The sequence below is a fragment of the Streptomyces sp. NPDC003027 genome, from assembly GCF_053591435.1.
Map to the genome: position 1 here is coordinate 93,650 of NZ_JBSFTU010000023.1, position 16,960 is coordinate 110,609.

Here is a 16,960-nt window from a genome sequence, read left to right on the forward strand (position 1 = left end):
CACCCGTCGACCCTTGACAAGGGGGCCGCTCTGCCAAGAGATTGACGCGCGTAGAACCATCGACCGATCCTCCAAGCACCTCCGGAGCCCTTTGATGCCTTCCTCCATACCGAGATCCGCGGCCGTCGCCGCCGTCGTGTCCGCCGCGCTCGCCGCCGGACTCCTCGCAGGCTCCTCCGCCTCGGCGGAGACCGCCGCGGGTGTCCGCATCCACGACATCCAGGGCACCACCCGCGTCTCGCCCCTCGTCGGCAAGCAGGTCACCGGTGTGACGGGCATCGTCACCGGCGTGCGTACCTACGGCTCGCGCGGGTTCTGGATCCAGGACCCGCAGGCCGACGACGACGCGGCCACCAGCGAGGGCCTGTTCGTCTTCACCAGCTCCGTCCCGACCGTCGCCGTCGGCGACGCGGTCAGCGTGAACGGCACGGTCGGCGAGTACGTCCCCGGCGGCCTGAACTCCGGCAACCAGTCGCTCACCCAGCTCTCCCGGCCCACGGTCACCGTGGTCTCCTCCGGCAACCCGGTCCCGGCCCCGGTGGCGGTCTCCGGCTCCGCCGTCCCGGACGTCTACGCCCCCGAGGGCGACCCGGCCGCCGGCGGCTCGATCAACGGCCTCGCGCTGAAGCCGGAGACGTACGCCCTGGACTACTACGAGTCCCTGGAGGGCACCAACGTCCGCATCGACTCCTCGCGGGTCGTGGGCGCCTCCACCGAGCACGCCGAGCTGTGGGTGACGGTGAAGCCCTGGGAGAACGCCAACCGCCGCGGCGGCACGGTCTACGGCTCGTACACCGCGCAGAACACCGGTCGCCTGAAGGTCCAGTCGCTGACCCCGCTCGCGCAGCAGCCCTTCCCGACCGCGAACGTCGGGGACTGGCTCGTCGGTTCGAGCGAAGGGCCGATGGACTTCGACCAGTTCGGCGGCTACAAGGTGACCGCGCGCACCCTCGGCACCGTCCTCGACCGCGGTCTGGAGCGGGAGACCACGCAGAAGCAGCACAAGAACGAGCTGGCCGTGGCGACGTACAACGTCGAGAACCTCGACCCGACCGACCCGCAGGAGAAGTTCGACGCGCTGGCCGCGGCCGTGGTCCACAACCTCGCCTCGCCCGACATCCTCGCCCTGGAGGAGATCCAGGACAACAACGGCGCCAAGAACGACGGCACGGTGGCGGCCGACCAGACGCTGAAGAAGTTCACGGACGCGATCACGGCCGCGGGCGGCCCGGCGTACGAGTGGCGGTCCGTCGACCCGGTGAACAACAAGGACGGCGGCGAGCCCGGCGGCAACATCCGCCAGGCCTTCCTCTTCAACCCGGCGCGCGTCTCCTTCGCCGACCGGGGGGCCGCCGACGCGACGACCGCGACCGGTGTGGTCCGCGGCGAGCGGGGCGGGGCGGCACTGACGCTCTCGCCCGGCCGGATCGACCCCTCCCACACCGCCTGGGAGAACAGCCGCAAGCCGCTGGCGGGCGAGTTCACCTTCCGCGGCCGCACGGTCTTCGTGATCGCCAACCACTTCGGCTCCAAGGGCGGCGACGAGAACCTCGCCTCGCACCACCAGCCGCCGGTCCGCTCGTCGGAGGCCAGGCGCCTCCTCCAGGCCCAGGCCGTCAACACGTTCGTGAAGGACATCCTCGCCGTCGAGAAGCGGGCCGACGTGCTGGTCCTCGGCGACATCAACGACTTCGAGTTCTCCGAGACCACGAAGGCGCTGACGGACGGCGGGGCGCTCTACCCGGCCGTGAAGTCGCTGCCGCGCGGCGAGCGCTACTCGTACGTCTACCAGGGCAACAGCCAGGTTCTCGACCAGATCCTGACCAGCCCGGGGATCCGCCACTTCGAGTACGACAGCGTCCACATCAACGCGGAGTTCGCCGAGCAGAACAGCGACCACGACCCGCAGGTGCTGCGCTTCCGCCCGTAGCCGTCACCGTGCCGCACGCCCGCGCTCGGGCCGAGCGCGGGCGTGTACCGCCGTACGCGGTGGCCGCTCGAACCCGGCCGCGGGCGGCCCGTGGCAGACTCGGGCCGTGATCCTCCGTCCCGCCACCCGCGCCGAACTCCCCGCCGTCCTCGCGCTGCTCGCCGACGAGGAGAGGGTCGTCGACCCCGCTTCGGTGACCGTCACCGAGGCGTACGAGCGGGCGTTCGCGGACATCGAGCGCGACGCGCGCAACGAGATCCTGGTGCTCACGGAGGACGACGGGACGGTCGTCGGCTGTCTCCAGGCCACCTACATCCCCGGCCTCGGCAAGGGCGGCGCCGAACGGGCCCTGATCGAGGCCGTCCGGATCAGGGCGGACCGGCGCGGCGGCGGGCTCGGTCGGGAGCTGATGCACCGGGCCGTGCGGCGGGCCCGCGAACGCGGCTGCGCGCTCGTCCAGTTGACCAGCGACAAACGGCGGACGGACGCCCACCGCTTCTACGCCTCCCTGGGCTTCACGCGCAGCCATGACGGCTTCAAGCTGACCCTGCCCTCCTGACGCCTGTCATCCGGTACCTGTCATCCGAGCAGGTGCCCGCCGCCGTCCACGAGCAGCACCTCTCCCGTGATGTACGAGGGCGTGGGCCAGGTCGTGGACCGCCTTCGCGATGTCCAGTCGCGCCCGGCCGATCACGCAGACAGCCACTCTTCAGCGGTGCTTACCTCTCGACCGAAGCAGATCTAAGTGGACCTTCACCGTGGAGGACGGACAGACTGCGGCGATGGACACAGAACGCCCCTTCGGCCGCGCCCTGTGCGCGATGATCACCCCGTTCACCGACTCCGGCGTGCTCGATCTCGACGGCGCCCGCGAGCACGCCGTCCGTCTCGTCACCGAGGGCTGCGAGGGTCTCGTCCTCAACGGCACGACGGGCGAGTCCCCCACGACGTCCGACGCCGAGAAGGCCGCGCTGGTCGGGGCGGTCCGCGAAGCCGTCGGCCCCGGCCCCTCGATCGTCGCGGGCGTCGGCACCTCCGACACCCGCCACACGGTCGAACTGGCCCGGCAGGCCGAGGCGGCGGGCGCCGACGGGCTTCTGGTGGTCACGCCGTACTACAGCCGTCCGCCGCAGGCGGCCGTCGAGGCGCACTTCCTGCGGGTGGCGGAGGCCACCGCCCTGCCCGTGATGCTGTACGACATCCCCGGCCGCACCGGCACCCGTATCGAACCGGAGACGATGCTCCGGCTGGCCGAGCACCCCCGGATCGTCGCGGTGAAGGACTGCGCCTACGACCTGCTCGGCAGCGCGAAGGTGATCGCCCGTACCTCGCTCGCGTACTACTCCGGGTGCGAGGAGCTGAACCTTCCGCTGTACGCGGTCGGCGGAGCCGGCTACGTCAGCACCGTGGCCAACGTGGCACCGCGTCAGATGCGGGCCGTGCTCGACGCCTTCGACGCGGGCGACACGGCGGGCGCCGCCCGGCTCAACGCGCTCACGCTGCCGCTCGCCGAGCTGATGATGGCCTCGGGCCTGCCCGGCACGGTGACGGCGAAGGCGCTCCTGCGCCTCCGGGACGGCGGCGGATACGTGCGGGAACCGCTGCAGCCCGCCGACCGGGAGGCGGTCGACGGGCTGCGGGCGGCGTACGAGCGGCTGGTTCAGTCGTAGACGTAGGTGCGGCCGAGGATCGCGGCGTGCTCCAGGACGTCCTCCAGCGGGTCGTCGATCTGACCGGTGGAGATGAGGGTGACGCGCGGCCCGTTGTGCGAGTGGGTGTGCGTCTCGTCCGCGACGGCCGCCGACGCGGGCAGCAGGACCCCCGCGACGGTCAGTGCTCCCAGCAGTCCGACAACGGTGGCCCTCGTCCTCATGTCGTCTCCTCGCCTTGTCCGCTCGTATGACGCTGTGACTCGCGTCGTCCTGCTAACGGGAGTCACTCGGAACGGTCACGCTCAGTTGTGGCTGTGGAGCACGTCGTTCAGTCCGCCCCAGACCGCGTTGTTCGGGCGGGCCTCGACGGCACCGGTCACCGAGTTGCGGCGGAAGAGGATGTTCGAGGCGCCCGACAGCTCGCGGGCCTTGACGATCTCGCCGTCCGGCATCGTGACGCGGGTACCGGCCGTCACATAGAGGCCGGCCTCGACGACGCACTCGTCGCCGAGCGCGATGCCGACCCCCGCCTCGGCGCCGATCAGGCAGCGCTCGCCGATGGAGATGACGACGTTGCCGCCGCCGGAGAGCGTGCCCATCGTGGAGGCGCCACCGCCGATGTCGGAGCCGTCGCCGACGACGACACCGGCGGAGATACGGCCCTCGACCATCGAGGTGCCCAGGGTGCCGGCGTTGAAGTTGACGAAGCCCTCGTGCATCACGGTGGTCCCGGCGGCGAGGTGCGCGCCGAGCCGGACGCGGTCGGCGTCGGCGATGCGGACGCCGGCGGGCGCGACGTAGTCGGTCATCCGCGGGAACTTGTCGACGGAGGTCACCTGGAGGTGGAGGCCCTCGGCGCGGGCGTTGAGACGCACCTTCTCCAGGTCGTCGACGGCGACCGGGCCGAGGGAGGTCCAGGCGACGTTGGCGAGGAGGCCGAAGATGCCGTCGAGGCTCTGGCCGTGCGGCTTGACCAGCCGGTGGCTGAGCAGGTGCAGGCGCAGGTACACGTCGTGGGTGTCGAGCGGCTTGTCGTCCAGCGAGGAGATGACGGTGCGGACGGCGACCACCTCGACGCCCCGGCGGGCGTCCACGCCGATCGCCTTGGCGGCGCCCTCGCCGAGGGCGTCGACCGCGGAGTCGGGGGTGAGCCGCTCGGTTCCGGCGGGTCCCGGCGCCTCGGTCAGCTCGGGGGCGGGGAACCAGGTGTCGAGGACGGTGCCGTCAGCGGCGAGGGTGGCAAGGCCGGCGGCGACGGCGCCGGTGGTGCGAGGAGCAGTGGTCATGTGGAAAACCTAACGGTCGGGCCCCCGCCCGGGCCAACCGGTCTCAGGTGTCGGTCGGGTTGCGGGCCGGTTCCGGCGGATCCGACGACGGGGCCCGCCCGCCGGTCGGATGTTCGACCGGCGGGAAGGTCCGGGGGCCGCCATCGCGCGTACGGACGTACGCGGCCCTGACGCTACGGTGTCCCGCATGACGCATCACTCGGGGCCGTACGGCTACGGCTACGCTCCCCCACCGCCCCCGCCGCAGCCCGGCGTGATACCCCTCGTGCCGCTCAAGCTCAGCGAGATACTGACCGGCGCCTTCACGACCCTCGGCCGCTACTGGAAGCCGCTCTTCGGGGTGTCGATGACGGCCTACGGGGTGGGCACACTGCTGGTGGCGGCGGCGGTCTGGGTGGCCTACGCCGCCGTCGGCGACCATCTGCCCCTCCTCTTCGACCCGCCGAGCGGCCGGGAGCCGGCGTGGGAGGACGTCCGTCCGCTGCTGATCGGGTTCGGCTGCGTCTGGCTCGTCGCCATGATCGTGATGATCGCCGCGAGCGGCGTGGTGTACGCGGCGTGCCCCGCCGTCCTCCAGGAGGCGGTCCTCGGCCGGCCCACCACCTTCGGCGCGGTCTGGCGCCGCGCCTGGTCGCGGATGCCGGCGGTGCTTGCCACGGTCTTCCTGACGATGCTGGTCATGCTGGTGCCGACCGGCTTCTTCCTCGTCGGTTTCATCGGGCTGATGGCGGCGCTCCTCGCGGCGGCGACCGAGTCGGGACCCGTCGCGTGGATGCTGCCGGCCTTCGCCATGCTGGGCGCGCTGGTCTCCATCCCCCTGGCGACCTGGATCTGGGTGAAGCTCAGCCTGGCCCCGGCGGCCGCGGTCTTCGAGGGGCAGGGCGCGACGGCCGCCATGCGCCGCTCGTCGCAGCTGGTCCGCGGCTCGTGGTGGCGGATCTTCGGATCCCTGCTGGCGGCCGGCTTCATCGCCGGGGCGGCGGGCTCCGTCTTCCAGATGTTCGCCCAGGTGTTCTCGACTCCCGCCTCCTTCGGCGGGAGCAACCCTCCCGAGACGCCGGGCGAAATCCTGGCCGAGCTCGCGCCCGTCCTGGTGATCGTCATGATCCTGTCGCTGCTCGGCCAGATGCTCGCCTCGGTCTTCCCGCCCCTGGTGACCGGCCTGCTCTACGTCGACCAGCGCATCCGCAAGGAGAACCTGGCCCCGGCCCTCATCCAGGCGGCCGGGGACTCCCCGGTCAGTCGATGAGGGACTTCTTCGGCCGCAGCACGCAGAACTCGTTGTCCTCGGGGTCGGCGAGGACCACCCAGGTCGCGTCCTCGCCCTGCCCGACGTCGATCCGGCGCGCGCCGAGGCCGATGATCCGCTCGACCTCCGCGTCCCGGTCGTCGGGCGTGAGGTCGAGGTGGAGCCGGTTCTTGACGGTCTTGGACTCCGGCACGGTCAGGAAGACGATTCCGGGCAGTGCGTTCTCCCCGGCGCCGATGACGATCTCCTCGTCGTCCTCGTAGAGCACCTTCCAGTCGAGGACCCGCGTCCAGAAGTCGGCCTGGCGCCTGGCGTCGTGGACATCGACAGCGATCTGATACAGAGAAACGGTCATGCCCGCCAGTCTGACTGGCGGGCACGACCGTTCACCGGATTTGCGGCAGGGGACCTCAGACGTTGAAGCCGAGCGCGCGCAGCTGCTCGCGACCGTCGTCCGTGATCTTGTCCGGGCCCCACGGCGGCATCCAGACCCAGTTGATCTTCAGCTCGCTGGCGATGCCGTCGGTGGCGGCCTTCGCCTGGTCCTCGATCACATCGGTCAGCGGACACGCCGCCGACGTCAGGGTCATGTCCAGCGTGACGACGTTGGAGTCGTCGATGTGGATGCCGTAGATCAGGCCGAGGTTGACCACGTCGATGCCCAGCTCGGGGTCGACGACGTCGTACAGCGCCTCGCGGATCTCTTCTTCGGAGGCCGGCTTCATCGTGGCCTCGGCGTTCTCGGTCATGCCGACTTCCTCTCCGCGTCGCCGCCCAGAGCCTGGGCGGTCGCGTCCTTCCACGCCATCCAGCTGAGCAGCGCGCACTTGACCCGCGCGGGGTACTTGGAGACACCGGCGAACGCGATCGCGTCCTCCAGGATCTCCTCCATCGCGTCGTCCGGCTCGATCCGGCCCTTGGACTGCATCAGTTCCAGGAAGGTGCCCTGGATCTTCTGCGCGTCGGCCAGTTCCTTGCCGACGAGCAGCTCGTTCAGCACGGACGCCGAGGCCTGGCTGATCGAACAGCCCTGACCTTCGTACGACACGTCCGCGATCCGCGACCCGTCGTACTTCACACGGAGCGTGATCTCGTCGCCGCACGTCGGGTTGACGTGGTGCACCTCGGCATCGCCGTCCCGAAGACCGCGCCCGTGCGGGTGCTTGTAGTGGTCCAGGATGACGTCCTGGTACATCGAATCCAGCTTCACGAAAATCCCCTAGCCGAAGAAGTTCCGTACGTGCTCCAGACCCTCGACCAGGGCGTCGACCTCGGCCGGGGTGGAGTACAGATAGAACGACGCTCGCGTGGTCGCAGGAATTCCGTACCGCAGGCAGACGGGCCGCGCGCAGTGGTGTCCGACACGGACCGCGATGCCCTCCTCGTCGAGGACCTGGCCCACGTCGTGCGGGTGGATGTCGCCGAGCGTGAAGGAGATCGCGGCGCCGCGGTCCTCGGCCGTCGTCGGGCCGATGATCCGCAGGTCCGGAACCTCCTGGAGGCGGCGGACGGCGTACTCGGTGATCGCGTGCTCGTGGCGCGCGATGTTCTCCATGCCGATCGCCGAGAGGTAGTCCACGGCCGCGCCGAGGCCGACGGCCTGGGCGATCGGGGGCGTACCCGCCTCGAACTTGTGCGGGGCCGGCGCGTACGTCGAGGAGTGCATCGAGACCGTCTCGATCATCTCGCCGCCGCCGAGGAAGGGCGGCAGGTCCTCCAGGAGCTCGTGCCGTCCCCACAGCACGCCGATGCCGGTCGGGCCACACATCTTGTGGCCGGTGAAGGCCACGAAGTCGGCCTGGAGCGCCTGCACGTCGAGCACCATGTGCGGGGCCGCCTGCGAGGCGTCGATGCAGACGAGCGCACCGACCTCCTGCGCGCGCCGGATGATCATCTCGACCGGGTTGACCGTACCGAGCAGGTTCGACACCAGGGTGAACGAGACGATCTTGGTCTTCTCGGTGATGACCTCTTCGATGTTCGAGAGGTCGAGACGGCCGTCGTCGGTGAGGCCGAACCACTTCAGCTTCGCGCCCGTGCGCTGCGAGAGCAGCTGCCACGGCACGATGTTGGAGTGGTGCTCCATCTCCGTGATGGCGATCTCGGTCTCGTGGTCCACGCGGTAGGGCTCGTCGGCCCAGCCCAGCATGTTGGCCACGAGGTTGAGCGACTCGGAGGCGTTCTTGGTGAAGATCACCTCGTCGCGGCTCGGCGCGTTGATGAAGGCGGCGACCTTGTCACGGGCGCCTTCGTACAGCGCCGTCGCCTCCTCGGCGACCGTGTAGACGCCGCGGTGGACATTGGCGTTGTGGCGCTCGTAGTACGTGTTGAGCGCGTCGAGCACCTGGCGCGGCTTCTGCGAGGTCGCCGCGGAGTCCAGGTACACGATCTTCTTGCCGTCGTGGACCACGCGATCCAGGAGCGGGAAGTCCTTGCGGATCGCCTCGGTGTCGAGGAGGCCGGAGAGCCCCTGATGGGCAGATGTCACGCGGATGCGCCACCCTTCGTGCTGTAGGCCTCGTAGCCCTCGTTCTCCAGCTTGTCGGCGAGCTCGGCGCCGCCGGACTCGACGATGCGGCCGCCGGAGAAGACGTGCACGAAGTCCGGCTTGATGTAGCGGAGGATCCGCGTGTAGTGCGTGATCAGCAGGGTGCCGACCTCGCCGGTCTCGCGGACGCGGTTGACGCCCTCGGAGACGACGCGCAGGGCGTCGACGTCGAGGCCGGAGTCGGTCTCGTCGAGGATCGCGATCTTCGGCTTGAGGAGCTCCAGCTGAAGGATCTCGTGGCGCTTCTTCTCACCGCCGGAGAAGCCCTCGTTGACGTTGCGCTCCGCGAAGGCGGGGTCCATGTGGAGCTTCTCCATGGCCTCCTTGACCTCCTTCACCCAGGTACGCAGCTTGGGCGCCTCGCCGCGGACGGCGGTGGCGGAGGTGCGCAGGAAGTTGGAGACCGAGACACCGGGGACCTCGACCGGGTACTGCATGGCCAGGAAGAGGCCGGCGCGGGCGCGCTCGTCGACCGACATCTCCAGGACGTCCTCGCCGTCGAGGGTGACGGTGCCGCCGGTGACCGTGTACTTCGGGTGGCCGGCCAGCGAGTACGCCAGGGTCGACTTGCCGGAGCCGTTGGGGCCCATGACGGCGTGGGTCTCGCCCTGCTTGATGGTCAGGTCGACACCCTTGAGGATCTCCCGGGGGCCGTTCTCGGCCTCGACGGAGACGTGCAGGTCGTGGATTTCAAGCGTTGCCATGGGTGACTCAGGACTCCTGGGTGACGGAGACGAGCACATCGTCCCCTTCGATCTTTACGGGGTATACGGGGACGGGGCGCGTCGCGGGAAGGCCGGACGGCTTGCCGGTGCGGAGGTCGAAGCTGGAGCCGTGCAGCCAGCACTCGATGGCGCAGTCCTCGACCTCGCCCTCCGAGAGGGAGACGTTCGCGTGCGAGCAGACGTCGTTGATCGCGAACACCTCGCCGTCGGTCCGCACGACCGACACCGGCGTGCCGTCGACCTCGACCCGCTTGGGGGTGTCGGTCTCCAGCTCGCTCAGCGCGCAGACTCGGACGAAGGCCATCAGACGGAGGCCTCCAGCTCGGCGTCGATCTTGGCGATGAGGCGCTCCTGGACGTCCGGCAGGCCGATCTGCTGGACCAGCTCGGCGAAGAAGCCGCGGACGACGAGGCGGCGGGCCTCGGTCTCCGGGATGCCGCGGGCCATCAGGTAGAAGAGCTGCTCGTCGTCGAAGCGGCCGGTGGCCGAGGCGTGACCGGCGCCGGCGATCTCGCCGGTCTCGATCTCCAGGTTCGGCACGGAGTCGACCCGGGCACCGTCCGTGAGGACCAGGTTCCGGTTGAGCTCGTAGGTGTCGGTGCCCTCGGCCTTGGCCTGGATGAGGACGTCACCGATCCAGACGGCGTGCGCGTCCTGGCCCTGCAGCGCGCCCTTGTAGGCGACGTTCGACTTGCAGTGCGGGGTGTTGTGGTCGACGAGGAGGCGGTGCTCCTGGTGCTGGCCGGCGTCGGTGAAGTACAGGCCGAAGAGCTCGGCCTCGCCGCCGGTGCCCGCGTACGCGACGCGCGGGTGGATGCGGACGACGTCGCCGCCGAAGGTGACCACGACGGACTTGAAGGAGGCGTCGCGGCCGACCAGCGCGTTGTGCTGGGCGACGTGGACGGCCTTCTCGTCCCAGTCCTGGACGGAGACCACGGTGAGCTTGGCGCCGTCGCCGAGGAGGTAGTCGACGTTGGCGGCGAGCACCGCGTCGCCCGTGTGGTCGATGACCACGACGGCCTCGGCGAACGCGCCGAGCTCGATCACCTGGTGGCCGAAGGCGACGCCGCCCTGGCCGTGCACGGCGATCCGGATGGGCTCGGTGAGGACGGTCTCCTTGGCGACGGTGACGACCGAGGCCTTCTCGAAGGAGGAGTACGCCTGGGCGGCGATCCGGTCGACGGGCGTACCGGCCTTGCCCAGCCGCGCGTCGTCCCGGCCGACGGTCTCCACGGTGACGCCCTCGGGGGCCTCGATCTCGACCTTGACGCCCTCGCCGGTGGCGACGGCGGTGCCGTCGTGCAGTCCGCGCAGGCGGTCCAGCGGGGTGAACCGCCACTCCTCCTCGCGGCCGTGCGGGACGGGGAAGTCCGCGACGTCGAAGGACGGGGGCGCGCTCATGCGCGTGGCGACGGTGGACTCGGCGGCCACCGCGATCGAGCCGGCGGTGGTGGAGCCCGCCGGGATGTTCTGAGCCTCAGCCATGGCTGTCGTCTTGCTCTCTTCCTACGTTTTCGATCCTCGGCCCGCCGGTGGGGGCGGGCCGCTAGCTGGTGGTGGGGCGTCGGTGCGTCAGCCGACCGCGCCTTCCATCTGCAGCTCGATCAGCCGGTTGAGCTCCAGCGCGTACTCCATCGGCAGCTCCTTGGCGATGGGCTCGACGAAGCCGCGCACGATCATCGCCATCGCCTCGAACTCGGTCATGCCGCGGCTCATCAGGTAGAAGAGCTGGTCCTCGGAGACCTTGGAGACGGTGGCCTCGTGGCCCATGGAGACGTCGTCCTCGCGGACGTCGACGTACGGGTACGTGTCCGAGCGGGAGATCGTGTCGACGAGCAGCGCGTCGCACAGGACGTTCGACTTGGAGCCCGGGGCGCCCTCGCCGATCTCGATGAGACCGCGGTAGGAGGTGCGGCCGCCGCCTCGCGCCACCGACTTGGAGACGATGTTGGAGGAGGTGTTCGGGGCCATGTGGACCATCTTGGCGCCGGCGTCCTGGTGCTGGCCCTCGCCCGCGAAGGCGATGGACAGCGTCTCGCCCTTGGCGTGCTCGCCCATGAGGTAGACGGCCGGGTACTTCATCGTCACCTTGGAGCCGATGTTGCCGTCGACCCACTCCATGGTCGCGCCCTCGTAGGCCACGGCGCGCTTGGTGACCAGGTTGTAGACGTTGTTCGACCAGTTCTGGATCGTCGTGTAGCGGCAGCGGCCGCCCTTCTTCACGATGATCTCGACGACCGCGGAGTGCAGGGAGTCGGAGGAGTAGATCGGGGCGGTGCAGCCCTCGACGTAGTGGACGTAGGCGTCCTCGTCGACGACGATCAGCGTCCGCTCGAACTGGCCCATGTTCTCCGTGTTGATACGGAAGTAGGCCTGGAGCGGGATCTCGACGTGCACGCCCTTCGGCACGTAGATGAACGAGCCGCCGGACCACACGGCCGTGTTCAGGGAGGCGAACTTGTTGTCGCCGACCGGGATGACGGTGCCGAAGTACTCGCGGAAGAGCTCCTCGTGCTGCTTCAGCGCGGTGTCGGTGTCGACGAAGATGACGCCCTGCTCCTCCAGGTCCTCACGGATCTGGTGGTAGACGACCTCGGACTCGTACTGGGCCGCGACACCGGCGACGAGGCGCTGCTTCTCCGCCTCGGGGATGCCGAGCTTGTCGTACGTGTTCTTGATGTCCTCGGGCAGTTCCTCCCAGGAAGCGGCCTGCTTCTCGGTGGAGCGCACGAAGTACTTGATGTTGTCGAAGTCGATGCCCGACAGGTCGGAGCCCCAGCTGGGCATGGGCTTCTTGTCGAAGAGGCGCAGACCCTTCAGCCGCAGCTTCAGCATCCACTCCGGCTCGTTCTTCTTCTCGGAGATGTCGCGGACGACGGCCTCGGAGAGACCGCGCTTCGCGGTGGCACCGGCCGCGTCCGAGTCGGCCCAGCCGTACTCGTACCGACCCAGGCCCTCGAGCTCGGGGTGGCTGATCTCGGTGGTCATGCGGGGTTCCTCCCGGCCGTGCTTGCGGATGCTTCTGATGGGGTGGTCTGCGGGGCGCTGTGCGGGATGAACGTGGTGCAGACGCCGTCACCATGCGCGATGGTGGCGAGACGCTGGACGTGCGTTCCCAAGAGGCGGGAGAAGATCTCCGTCTCCGCCTCGCACAGCTGGGGGTACTGCTCGGCGACGTGGGCGACCGGGCAGTGGTGCTGACAGAGCTGCTGGCCGACCGGCGCGTTCCGCGCGGTGGCAGCGTACCCGTCGGCGCTGAGCGCCTTGGCGAGAGCCTCGGTGCGCTGGTCGGGATCGGCCGACTCGATCGCCTCGCGGTACGTCTCCGCCTGCGCTTCGAGCCGGTGGCGGGCGAAGGCGGCGACGGCCGCCTCCCCTGCCGTCCCTCCGCCGGCGGACTTCTCGATCCAGCGCAGGGCGTCCACGGCCAGTGTGTCGTACGACTGGTCGAAGGCGTCCCGGCCGCAGTCGGTCAGAGCGAAGACCTTGGCGGGGCGGCCGCGGGTGCGGGCGCCGTAGACCCGCTTCTCGCGGGCTTCGACGACGTTCTCGGCGACGAGCGTGTCGAGGTGCCGGCGTACGGCCGCCTGGGTGAGGCGGAGCCGCTGCGCGAGATCGGCGACGGTCGACGGGCCGTGATCCAGGATGGACCGCGCGACCCGGTTGCGGGTGGACCGCTCACCGGTCGCGAGTTCCTCCACAGGAGCCTCACCGACGTTTTTCACAACGCCATTGTTGCGTAATTCCCTGAGGACTGACAAGCGACGCCGGAACGAGGCACGGTGCCGTGCGTCACTCAGGTAAGGCTTACCTGACCTGCGGAAACGATCACTTCGAGCCACTCTCACCGCCCGCGGGAGGCACCGCCGCCCCTCCCGCCGAGGCCACCGCACGGGCGAACGAGACCGCGTTCCGGACGGCCGCGCCCCCCGGGTCGTTATTGAAGAACGCGTACACGTCCGCCCCGTCGGGCCAGGTCGCGGCGAGCCGGTCCGCCCAGGTGGCGAGCGCCCGCGGCCCGTAGGCCGGCCAGGGCCTCGCCCGGCCCTCGTGCAGCCGCAGATAGCCCCAGTCCGCCGTCCGCCACAGCGGGGTCACCGGTTTCGAGCCGCGGTCCGCCCAGCACAGGGCGGCGCCCCGGTCCGCGAGGACCGACGCGATCTCGTCGGTCCACCACGAGTCGTGCCGGGGCTCCACCGCCACCCGCACCCGGCGGGGGAAGCGGGCGAGCACCGCGTCCAGCAGCCCGGCGTCGGCACGCAGCGTGGGCGGCAGCTGGAGCAGCACGGGCCCGAGGCGGTCCCCCAGCGCCTCGGCCCGGCCCAGCAGCCGCTCCACGGGCTCCTCGGGGTCCTTCAGCCGCTTGACGTGGGTGAGGAAGCGGCTGGCCTTCACCGCCATGACGAAGCCGTCGGGCGTACGGTCCCTCCACTCGGCGAAGGTGTGACGCTCGGGCAGCCGGTAGAAGGCGTTGTTGTTCTCCACGGCGACGAACCGGCGCGCGTACTCCTCCAGCCAGAGCCGCTGGGGCAGGCCCTCGGGATAGAGGACGCCGCGCCAGTCCCGGTACTGCCACCCGGAGGTGCCGACGAACACGGACATACGCCGCGCCTTCCCCGTACCGGGCGGCTCACCCGCCCCGGGGGGCCGGTCCGGGGCCCCGGAACGAGCCGCCGAACGGGGACCTAGACTTCCCGGCATGCGAAACGAGTCCGTCGACACCGCCGTCCGGGTACGCGGCCTGGTCAAGCGGTACGGAGACAAGACCGCCGTCGACGGCCTCGACCTCGATGTCCGGGCGGGCACCGTGACCGCCGTCCTCGGCCCCAACGGGGCCGGGAAGACCACCACGATCGAGAGCTGCGAGGGGTACCGCAGGCCCGACGCCGGCACCGTCCGGGTCCTCGGCCTCGACCCGGTCGCCGACGCGGCCGCGCTGCGCCCCCGGATCGGCGTGATGCTCCAGTCCGGCGGCGTCTACTCCGGCGCCCGCGCCGACGAGATGCTCCGCCACATGGCGAAGCTGCACGCACACCCCCTGGACGTGGACGCCCTGATCGAGCGCCTCGGTCTCGGCTCCTGCGGCCGGACCGCCTACCGCCGGCTCTCCGGCGGCCAGCAGCAGCGCCTGGCGCTCGCGATGGCCGTCGTCGGCCGCCCCGAACTGGTCTTCCTCGACGAGCCGACCGCCGGACTCGACCCGCAGGCCCGCCGCGCCACCTGGGACCTCGTGCGGGAGCTGCGCGCCGACGGCGTCACGGTCGTCCTCACCACCCACTTCATGGACGAGGCCGAGGAGCTCGCCGACGACGTCGCCATCATCGACGCCGGCAGGGTCGCCGCCCAGGGCAGCCCCGAGGAGCTGTGCCGCGGCGGCGCCGAGAACACCCTGCGCTTCACCGGCCGCCCCGGCCTCGACCTGGGCTCGCTCCTCAAGGCCCTGCCCGACGGCACGGCCGCGGCGGAGCTGACCCCGGGGGCGTACCGGATCAGCGGCCAGGTCGGCCCGCAGCTGCTCGCCACCGTCACCAGCTGGTGCGCCCAGCACGGCGTGATGCCGGACGGCATCACGGTGGAACGCCACACCCTCGAAGACGTCTTTCTCGAGCTGACCGGCAAGGAGCTGCGCGGATGAGCGGCGGTACGGGTACCTACGCGCCGAAGCCGGGAGCGGCCCCCGTCGGACGGATGATCGCGGCGCAGACGGCCCTGGAGACGAGGATGCTGCTGCGCAACGGCGAGCAGCTCCTGCTCACGGTGATCATCCCCTCCGTGCTGCTGGTGCTCTTCTCCACGGTCGACGTCGTCGACACCGGCGCGGACAAGGCCGTCGACTTCCTCGCGCCGGGCGTCCTCGCGCTCGCGGTGATGTCCACCGCCTTCACCGGCCAGGCCATCGCGACCGGCTTCGAGCGCCGGTACGGGGTGCTCAAGCGGCTCGCCGCGTCGCCGCTGCCGCGCTGGGCGCTGATGACGGCGAAGACCCTGTCGGTGCTGGTCACCGAGGTGCTCCAGATCACGCTCCTGACGCTGATCGCGCTGGGGCTCGGCTGGTCCCCGCAGGGCGACCCGCTCTCGGTCCTGCTGCTGCTCGTCCTCGGCACCGCGGCCTTCTCGGGCCTGGGGCTGCTGATGGCGGGCACGCTGAAGGCCGAGGCGACGCTGGCGGCGGCCAACCTGGTCTTCCTGCTGCTCCTGGTGGGCGGCGGGGTGATCGTGCCGCTGGACAGGTTCCCGGACGCGGCCCGCTCCGTCCTGGAGCTGCTGCCCATCTCGGCGCTCTCGGACGGCCTGCGCGACGTCCTCCAGGGCGGCGCGTCCCTGCCGTGGAGCCAGGCGGCGGTCCTCGCGGTGTGGGCGGTCCTCGGTCTCGGGGCGGCGGCGAAGTTCTTCCGCTGGGAGTGACCGGGGGGTGACGTTCCGGGACATCCTCTCCCGTACCCCACCCCTCGTGAACGCGTGCACAAGCCCCCGCCTACGATAGGCGCCGTGCTGAACCCCCTCGCCTTCATCGCCCAGCGCTGGACCCCGTCCCCCCGGACGCTCCGGCGCGCCGCGCTCTCCGTCGTCGTGATGAGCGTGGTCATCATCGTCACGGGCGGCACGGTCCGGCTGACCGGCTCCGGTCTCGGCTGCGACACCTGGCCCAAGTGCACCGACGACAGCCTCTTCGCCACGCCCGAGCAGGGCATCCACGGCGCGATCGAGTTCGGCAACCGGATGCTGACGTACGTGCTGTCGGCCGCCGTCGGCTGGGCGATCATCGCGGCGCGCTCCACCAAGCCGTGGCGGCGCGGGCTGACCCGGCTCGGCTGGCTCCAGTTCTGGGTCGTGATGTGCAACGCGGTCCTCGGCGGCATCACCGTGTGGATGGGCCTCAACCCGTGGACCGTGGCCGGTCACTTCCTGGCCGCGAACGGACTGCTGACGGTCGCCGTGATCACCTGGCAGCGCGCCCGTGAGGGCGACACGGCCCCGCGGCCGCGCGTCCCCGGACCGGTCCGCAAGCTGTCCTGGGCGATCGTCGGTGTCTCCGTGCTGCTCCTGGTCCTCGGCACGGGCGTGACCGGTTCCGGCAAGCACGCCGGTGACAGCAGCGAGGTCCCCCGCATGCCCTGGGACTGGACCGTCGCCGCGCATGTCCACGCGATCTCCGCCTGGGTGGTCTGCGCGCTGGCGCTCGCGATGTGGCTGGTGCTGCGGGTGGTGGACGCCCCCGACGACACCCGGGCGCGCGCCCGCGATCTGCTGATCGTGCTGCTCGCGCAGGGCGGGATCGGCTACCTCCAGTACTTCACCGGCGTTCCCGAGCTGCTGGTCGGCGCCCATATGCTCGGCTCCTCGCTGATGTGGATCGCCGTGCTGCGCCTCGCGCTGAGCCTGCGCGAGCGCCCGGTGTCCACGCCGGAGATCCCGGCCCGGACGGACCCGGTGCCGGCCTCCGCCTGATCCGAACGGAAGAACCCTAGGGCCTCTCGTTCGGATCATGCCGGGCTCGCGTGCCCTGGCACCGCTCCCCCGTAGCCCTTCGGGCACGGGAGGGGCCCCCACGCCGCGTTGTCGTCGGTCG

The 16,960-nt window shown here is 70.6% G+C and carries 19 protein-coding genes; 7 read left to right on the plus strand and 12 right to left on the minus strand.

Annotated elements, in window-relative coordinates; all coding sequences use genetic code 11:
• The first annotated feature begins 94 nt into the window (after window positions 1–94).
• The 3 genes from ACWDX6_RS18480 to dapA all read left to right on the plus strand — a co-directional run bounded on the left by ACWDX6_RS18480 (window position 95) and on the right by dapA (window position 3,600).
• A complete protein-coding gene (locus ACWDX6_RS18480; protein ID WP_451485950.1) occupies window positions 95–1,930 on the plus strand; it encodes an endonuclease/exonuclease/phosphatase family protein in 1,836 nt (611 codons plus the stop codon).
• 106 nt (window positions 1,931–2,036) lie between these two features.
• Entirely contained in the window at window positions 2,037–2,489 is a 453-nt protein-coding gene (locus tag ACWDX6_RS18485; protein ID WP_451485951.1) for an N-acetyltransferase family protein, read from the plus strand.
• A gap of 223 nt (window positions 2,490–2,712) precedes the next feature.
• Window positions 2,713–3,600, plus strand: a complete 888-nt coding sequence (gene dapA, locus ACWDX6_RS18490; RefSeq protein WP_451485952.1) for a 4-hydroxy-tetrahydrodipicolinate synthase — start codon at window positions 2,713–2,715, stop codon at window positions 3,598–3,600.
• On the opposite strand, the gene ACWDX6_RS18495 is transcribed toward dapA, so the two are convergent.
• Both ACWDX6_RS18495 and dapD read right to left on the minus strand, forming a co-directional pair.
• Entirely contained in the window at window positions 3,591–3,803 is a 213-nt protein-coding gene (locus tag ACWDX6_RS18495) for a hypothetical protein (protein WP_451485953.1), read from the minus strand. The genes dapA and ACWDX6_RS18495 overlap by 10 nt on opposite strands.
• Window positions 3,804–3,884: 81 nt before the next feature.
• Window positions 3,885–4,868: a 2,3,4,5-tetrahydropyridine-2,6-dicarboxylate N-succinyltransferase gene (gene dapD / locus ACWDX6_RS18500; protein WP_451485954.1), complete on the minus strand. Its 984-nt coding sequence runs from the start codon at window positions 4,866–4,868 to the stop codon at window positions 3,885–3,887.
• Between the two features lie 187 nt (window positions 4,869–5,055).
• On the opposite strand from dapD, the gene ACWDX6_RS18505 reads away from it, so the two are divergent.
• Complete coding sequence (locus ACWDX6_RS18505) at window positions 5,056–6,117, plus strand: oxidoreductase (protein WP_451485955.1); 1,062 nt, start codon at window positions 5,056–5,058, stop codon at window positions 6,115–6,117.
• Here the strand turns inward: ACWDX6_RS18505 and ACWDX6_RS18510 are convergent.
• The 10 genes from ACWDX6_RS18510 to ACWDX6_RS18555 all read right to left on the minus strand — a co-directional run bounded on the left by ACWDX6_RS18510 (window position 6,107) and on the right by ACWDX6_RS18555 (window position 13,992).
• Window positions 6,107–6,472 carry a VOC family protein gene (locus tag ACWDX6_RS18510; RefSeq protein WP_451485956.1) on the minus strand — a complete coding sequence of 122 codons (366 nt, stop codon included), beginning with the start codon at window positions 6,470–6,472 and terminating at the stop codon, window positions 6,107–6,109. The two genes, ACWDX6_RS18505 and ACWDX6_RS18510, sit on opposite strands and share 11 nt — an antisense overlap.
• 55 nt (window positions 6,473–6,527) lie before the next feature.
• A complete protein-coding gene (locus ACWDX6_RS18515; RefSeq protein WP_352186260.1) occupies window positions 6,528–6,866 on the minus strand; it encodes a metal-sulfur cluster assembly factor in 339 nt (112 codons plus the stop codon).
• Window positions 6,863–7,327: a Fe-S cluster assembly sulfur transfer protein SufU gene (gene sufU / locus ACWDX6_RS18520; RefSeq protein ID WP_451485957.1), complete on the minus strand. Its 465-nt coding sequence runs from the start codon at window positions 7,325–7,327 to the stop codon at window positions 6,863–6,865. The genes ACWDX6_RS18515 and sufU overlap by 4 nt, the downstream gene beginning before the upstream one ends.
• A gap of 9 nt (window positions 7,328–7,336) precedes the next feature.
• Entirely contained in the window at window positions 7,337–8,605 is a 1,269-nt protein-coding gene (locus tag ACWDX6_RS18525; RefSeq protein WP_451485958.1) for a cysteine desulfurase, read from the minus strand.
• On the minus strand, window positions 8,602–9,369 hold the full coding sequence (gene sufC, locus ACWDX6_RS18530) for a Fe-S cluster assembly ATPase SufC (RefSeq protein ID WP_451485959.1): 768 nt from the start codon (window positions 9,367–9,369) through the stop codon (window positions 8,602–8,604). The genes ACWDX6_RS18525 and sufC overlap by 4 nt, the downstream gene beginning before the upstream one ends.
• Window positions 9,370–9,376: 7 nt before the next feature.
• A complete protein-coding gene (locus tag ACWDX6_RS18535; RefSeq protein ID WP_451485960.1) occupies window positions 9,377–9,694 on the minus strand; it encodes a bifunctional 3-phenylpropionate/cinnamic acid dioxygenase ferredoxin subunit in 318 nt (105 codons plus the stop codon).
• Window positions 9,694–10,875, minus strand: coding sequence for a Fe-S cluster assembly protein SufD (gene sufD / locus ACWDX6_RS18540; protein ID WP_451485961.1), 1,182 nt, complete (start codon window positions 10,873–10,875; stop codon window positions 9,694–9,696). The genes ACWDX6_RS18535 and sufD overlap by 1 nt, the downstream gene beginning before the upstream one ends.
• Before the next feature lie 87 nt (window positions 10,876–10,962).
• Window positions 10,963–12,378, minus strand: a complete 1,416-nt coding sequence (gene sufB, locus ACWDX6_RS18545) for a Fe-S cluster assembly protein SufB (protein ID WP_451485962.1) — start codon at window positions 12,376–12,378, stop codon at window positions 10,963–10,965.
• The gene (locus tag ACWDX6_RS18550; RefSeq protein WP_451485963.1) at window positions 12,375–13,115 is read right to left on the minus strand and encodes a helix-turn-helix transcriptional regulator; all 741 of its coding nucleotides are present in this window, start codon (window positions 13,113–13,115) and stop codon (window positions 12,375–12,377) included. The genes sufB and ACWDX6_RS18550 overlap by 4 nt, the downstream gene beginning before the upstream one ends.
• 103 nt (window positions 13,116–13,218) lie before the next feature.
• Window positions 13,219–13,992 carry a DUF72 domain-containing protein gene (locus ACWDX6_RS18555; protein ID WP_451485964.1) on the minus strand — a complete coding sequence of 258 codons (774 nt, stop codon included), beginning with the start codon at window positions 13,990–13,992 and terminating at the stop codon, window positions 13,219–13,221.
• 97 nt (window positions 13,993–14,089) lie between these two features.
• On the opposite strand from ACWDX6_RS18555, the gene ACWDX6_RS18560 reads away from it, so the two are divergent.
• From ACWDX6_RS18560 to ACWDX6_RS18570, 3 genes are read left to right on the plus strand one after another with little or no spacing between them, the layout of a single operon-like run.
• Complete coding sequence (locus tag ACWDX6_RS18560; protein ID WP_451485965.1) at window positions 14,090–15,025, plus strand: ABC transporter ATP-binding protein; 936 nt, start codon at window positions 14,090–14,092, stop codon at window positions 15,023–15,025.
• Entirely contained in the window at window positions 15,022–15,795 is a 774-nt protein-coding gene (locus ACWDX6_RS18565; protein WP_451485966.1) for an ABC transporter permease, read from the plus strand. Before ACWDX6_RS18560 ends, ACWDX6_RS18565 begins: the two co-directional genes overlap by 4 nt.
• 54 nt (window positions 15,796–15,849) lie before the next feature.
• Window positions 15,850–16,839: a COX15/CtaA family protein gene (locus ACWDX6_RS18570; RefSeq protein WP_451485967.1), complete on the plus strand. Its 990-nt coding sequence runs from the start codon at window positions 15,850–15,852 to the stop codon at window positions 16,837–16,839.
• The last annotated feature ends 121 nt before the right edge of the window (window positions 16,840–16,960 follow it).

Coding starts and splice junctions, on each gene's coding strand:
- sufB (WP_451485962.1), bottom strand. CDS start 12,378: ATGACCACCGAGATCAGCCACCCCGAGCTCGAGGGCCTGGGTCGGTAC.
- sufC (WP_451485959.1), bottom strand. CDS start 9,369: ATGGCAACGCTTGAAATCCACGACCTGCACGTCTCCGTCGAGGCCGAG.
- ACWDX6_RS18565 (WP_451485966.1), top strand. CDS start 15,022: ATGAGCGGCGGTACGGGTACCTACGCGCCGAAGCCGGGAGCGGCCCCC.
- ACWDX6_RS18560 (WP_451485965.1), top strand. CDS start 14,090: ATGCGAAACGAGTCCGTCGACACCGCCGTCCGGGTACGCGGCCTGGTC.
- ACWDX6_RS18505 (WP_451485955.1), top strand. CDS start 5,056: ATGACGCATCACTCGGGGCCGTACGGCTACGGCTACGCTCCCCCACCG.
- ACWDX6_RS18495 (WP_451485953.1), bottom strand. CDS start 3,803: ATGAGGACGAGGGCCACCGTTGTCGGACTGCTGGGAGCACTGACCGTC.
- ACWDX6_RS18555 (WP_451485964.1), bottom strand. CDS start 13,992: ATGTCCGTGTTCGTCGGCACCTCCGGGTGGCAGTACCGGGACTGGCGC.
- dapA (WP_451485952.1), top strand. CDS start 2,713: ATGGACACAGAACGCCCCTTCGGCCGCGCCCTGTGCGCGATGATCACC.
- dapD (WP_451485954.1), bottom strand. CDS start 4,868: ATGACCACTGCTCCTCGCACCACCGGCGCCGTCGCCGCCGGCCTTGCC.
- ACWDX6_RS18515 (WP_352186260.1), bottom strand. CDS start 6,866: ATGACCGAGAACGCCGAGGCCACGATGAAGCCGGCCTCCGAAGAAGAG.
- ACWDX6_RS18535 (WP_451485960.1), bottom strand. CDS start 9,694: ATGGCCTTCGTCCGAGTCTGCGCGCTGAGCGAGCTGGAGACCGACACC.
- sufD (WP_451485961.1), bottom strand. CDS start 10,875: ATGGCTGAGGCTCAGAACATCCCGGCGGGCTCCACCACCGCCGGCTCG.
- ACWDX6_RS18480 (WP_451485950.1), top strand. CDS start 95: ATGCCTTCCTCCATACCGAGATCCGCGGCCGTCGCCGCCGTCGTGTCC.
- ACWDX6_RS18510 (WP_451485956.1), bottom strand. CDS start 6,472: ATGACCGTTTCTCTGTATCAGATCGCTGTCGATGTCCACGACGCCAGG.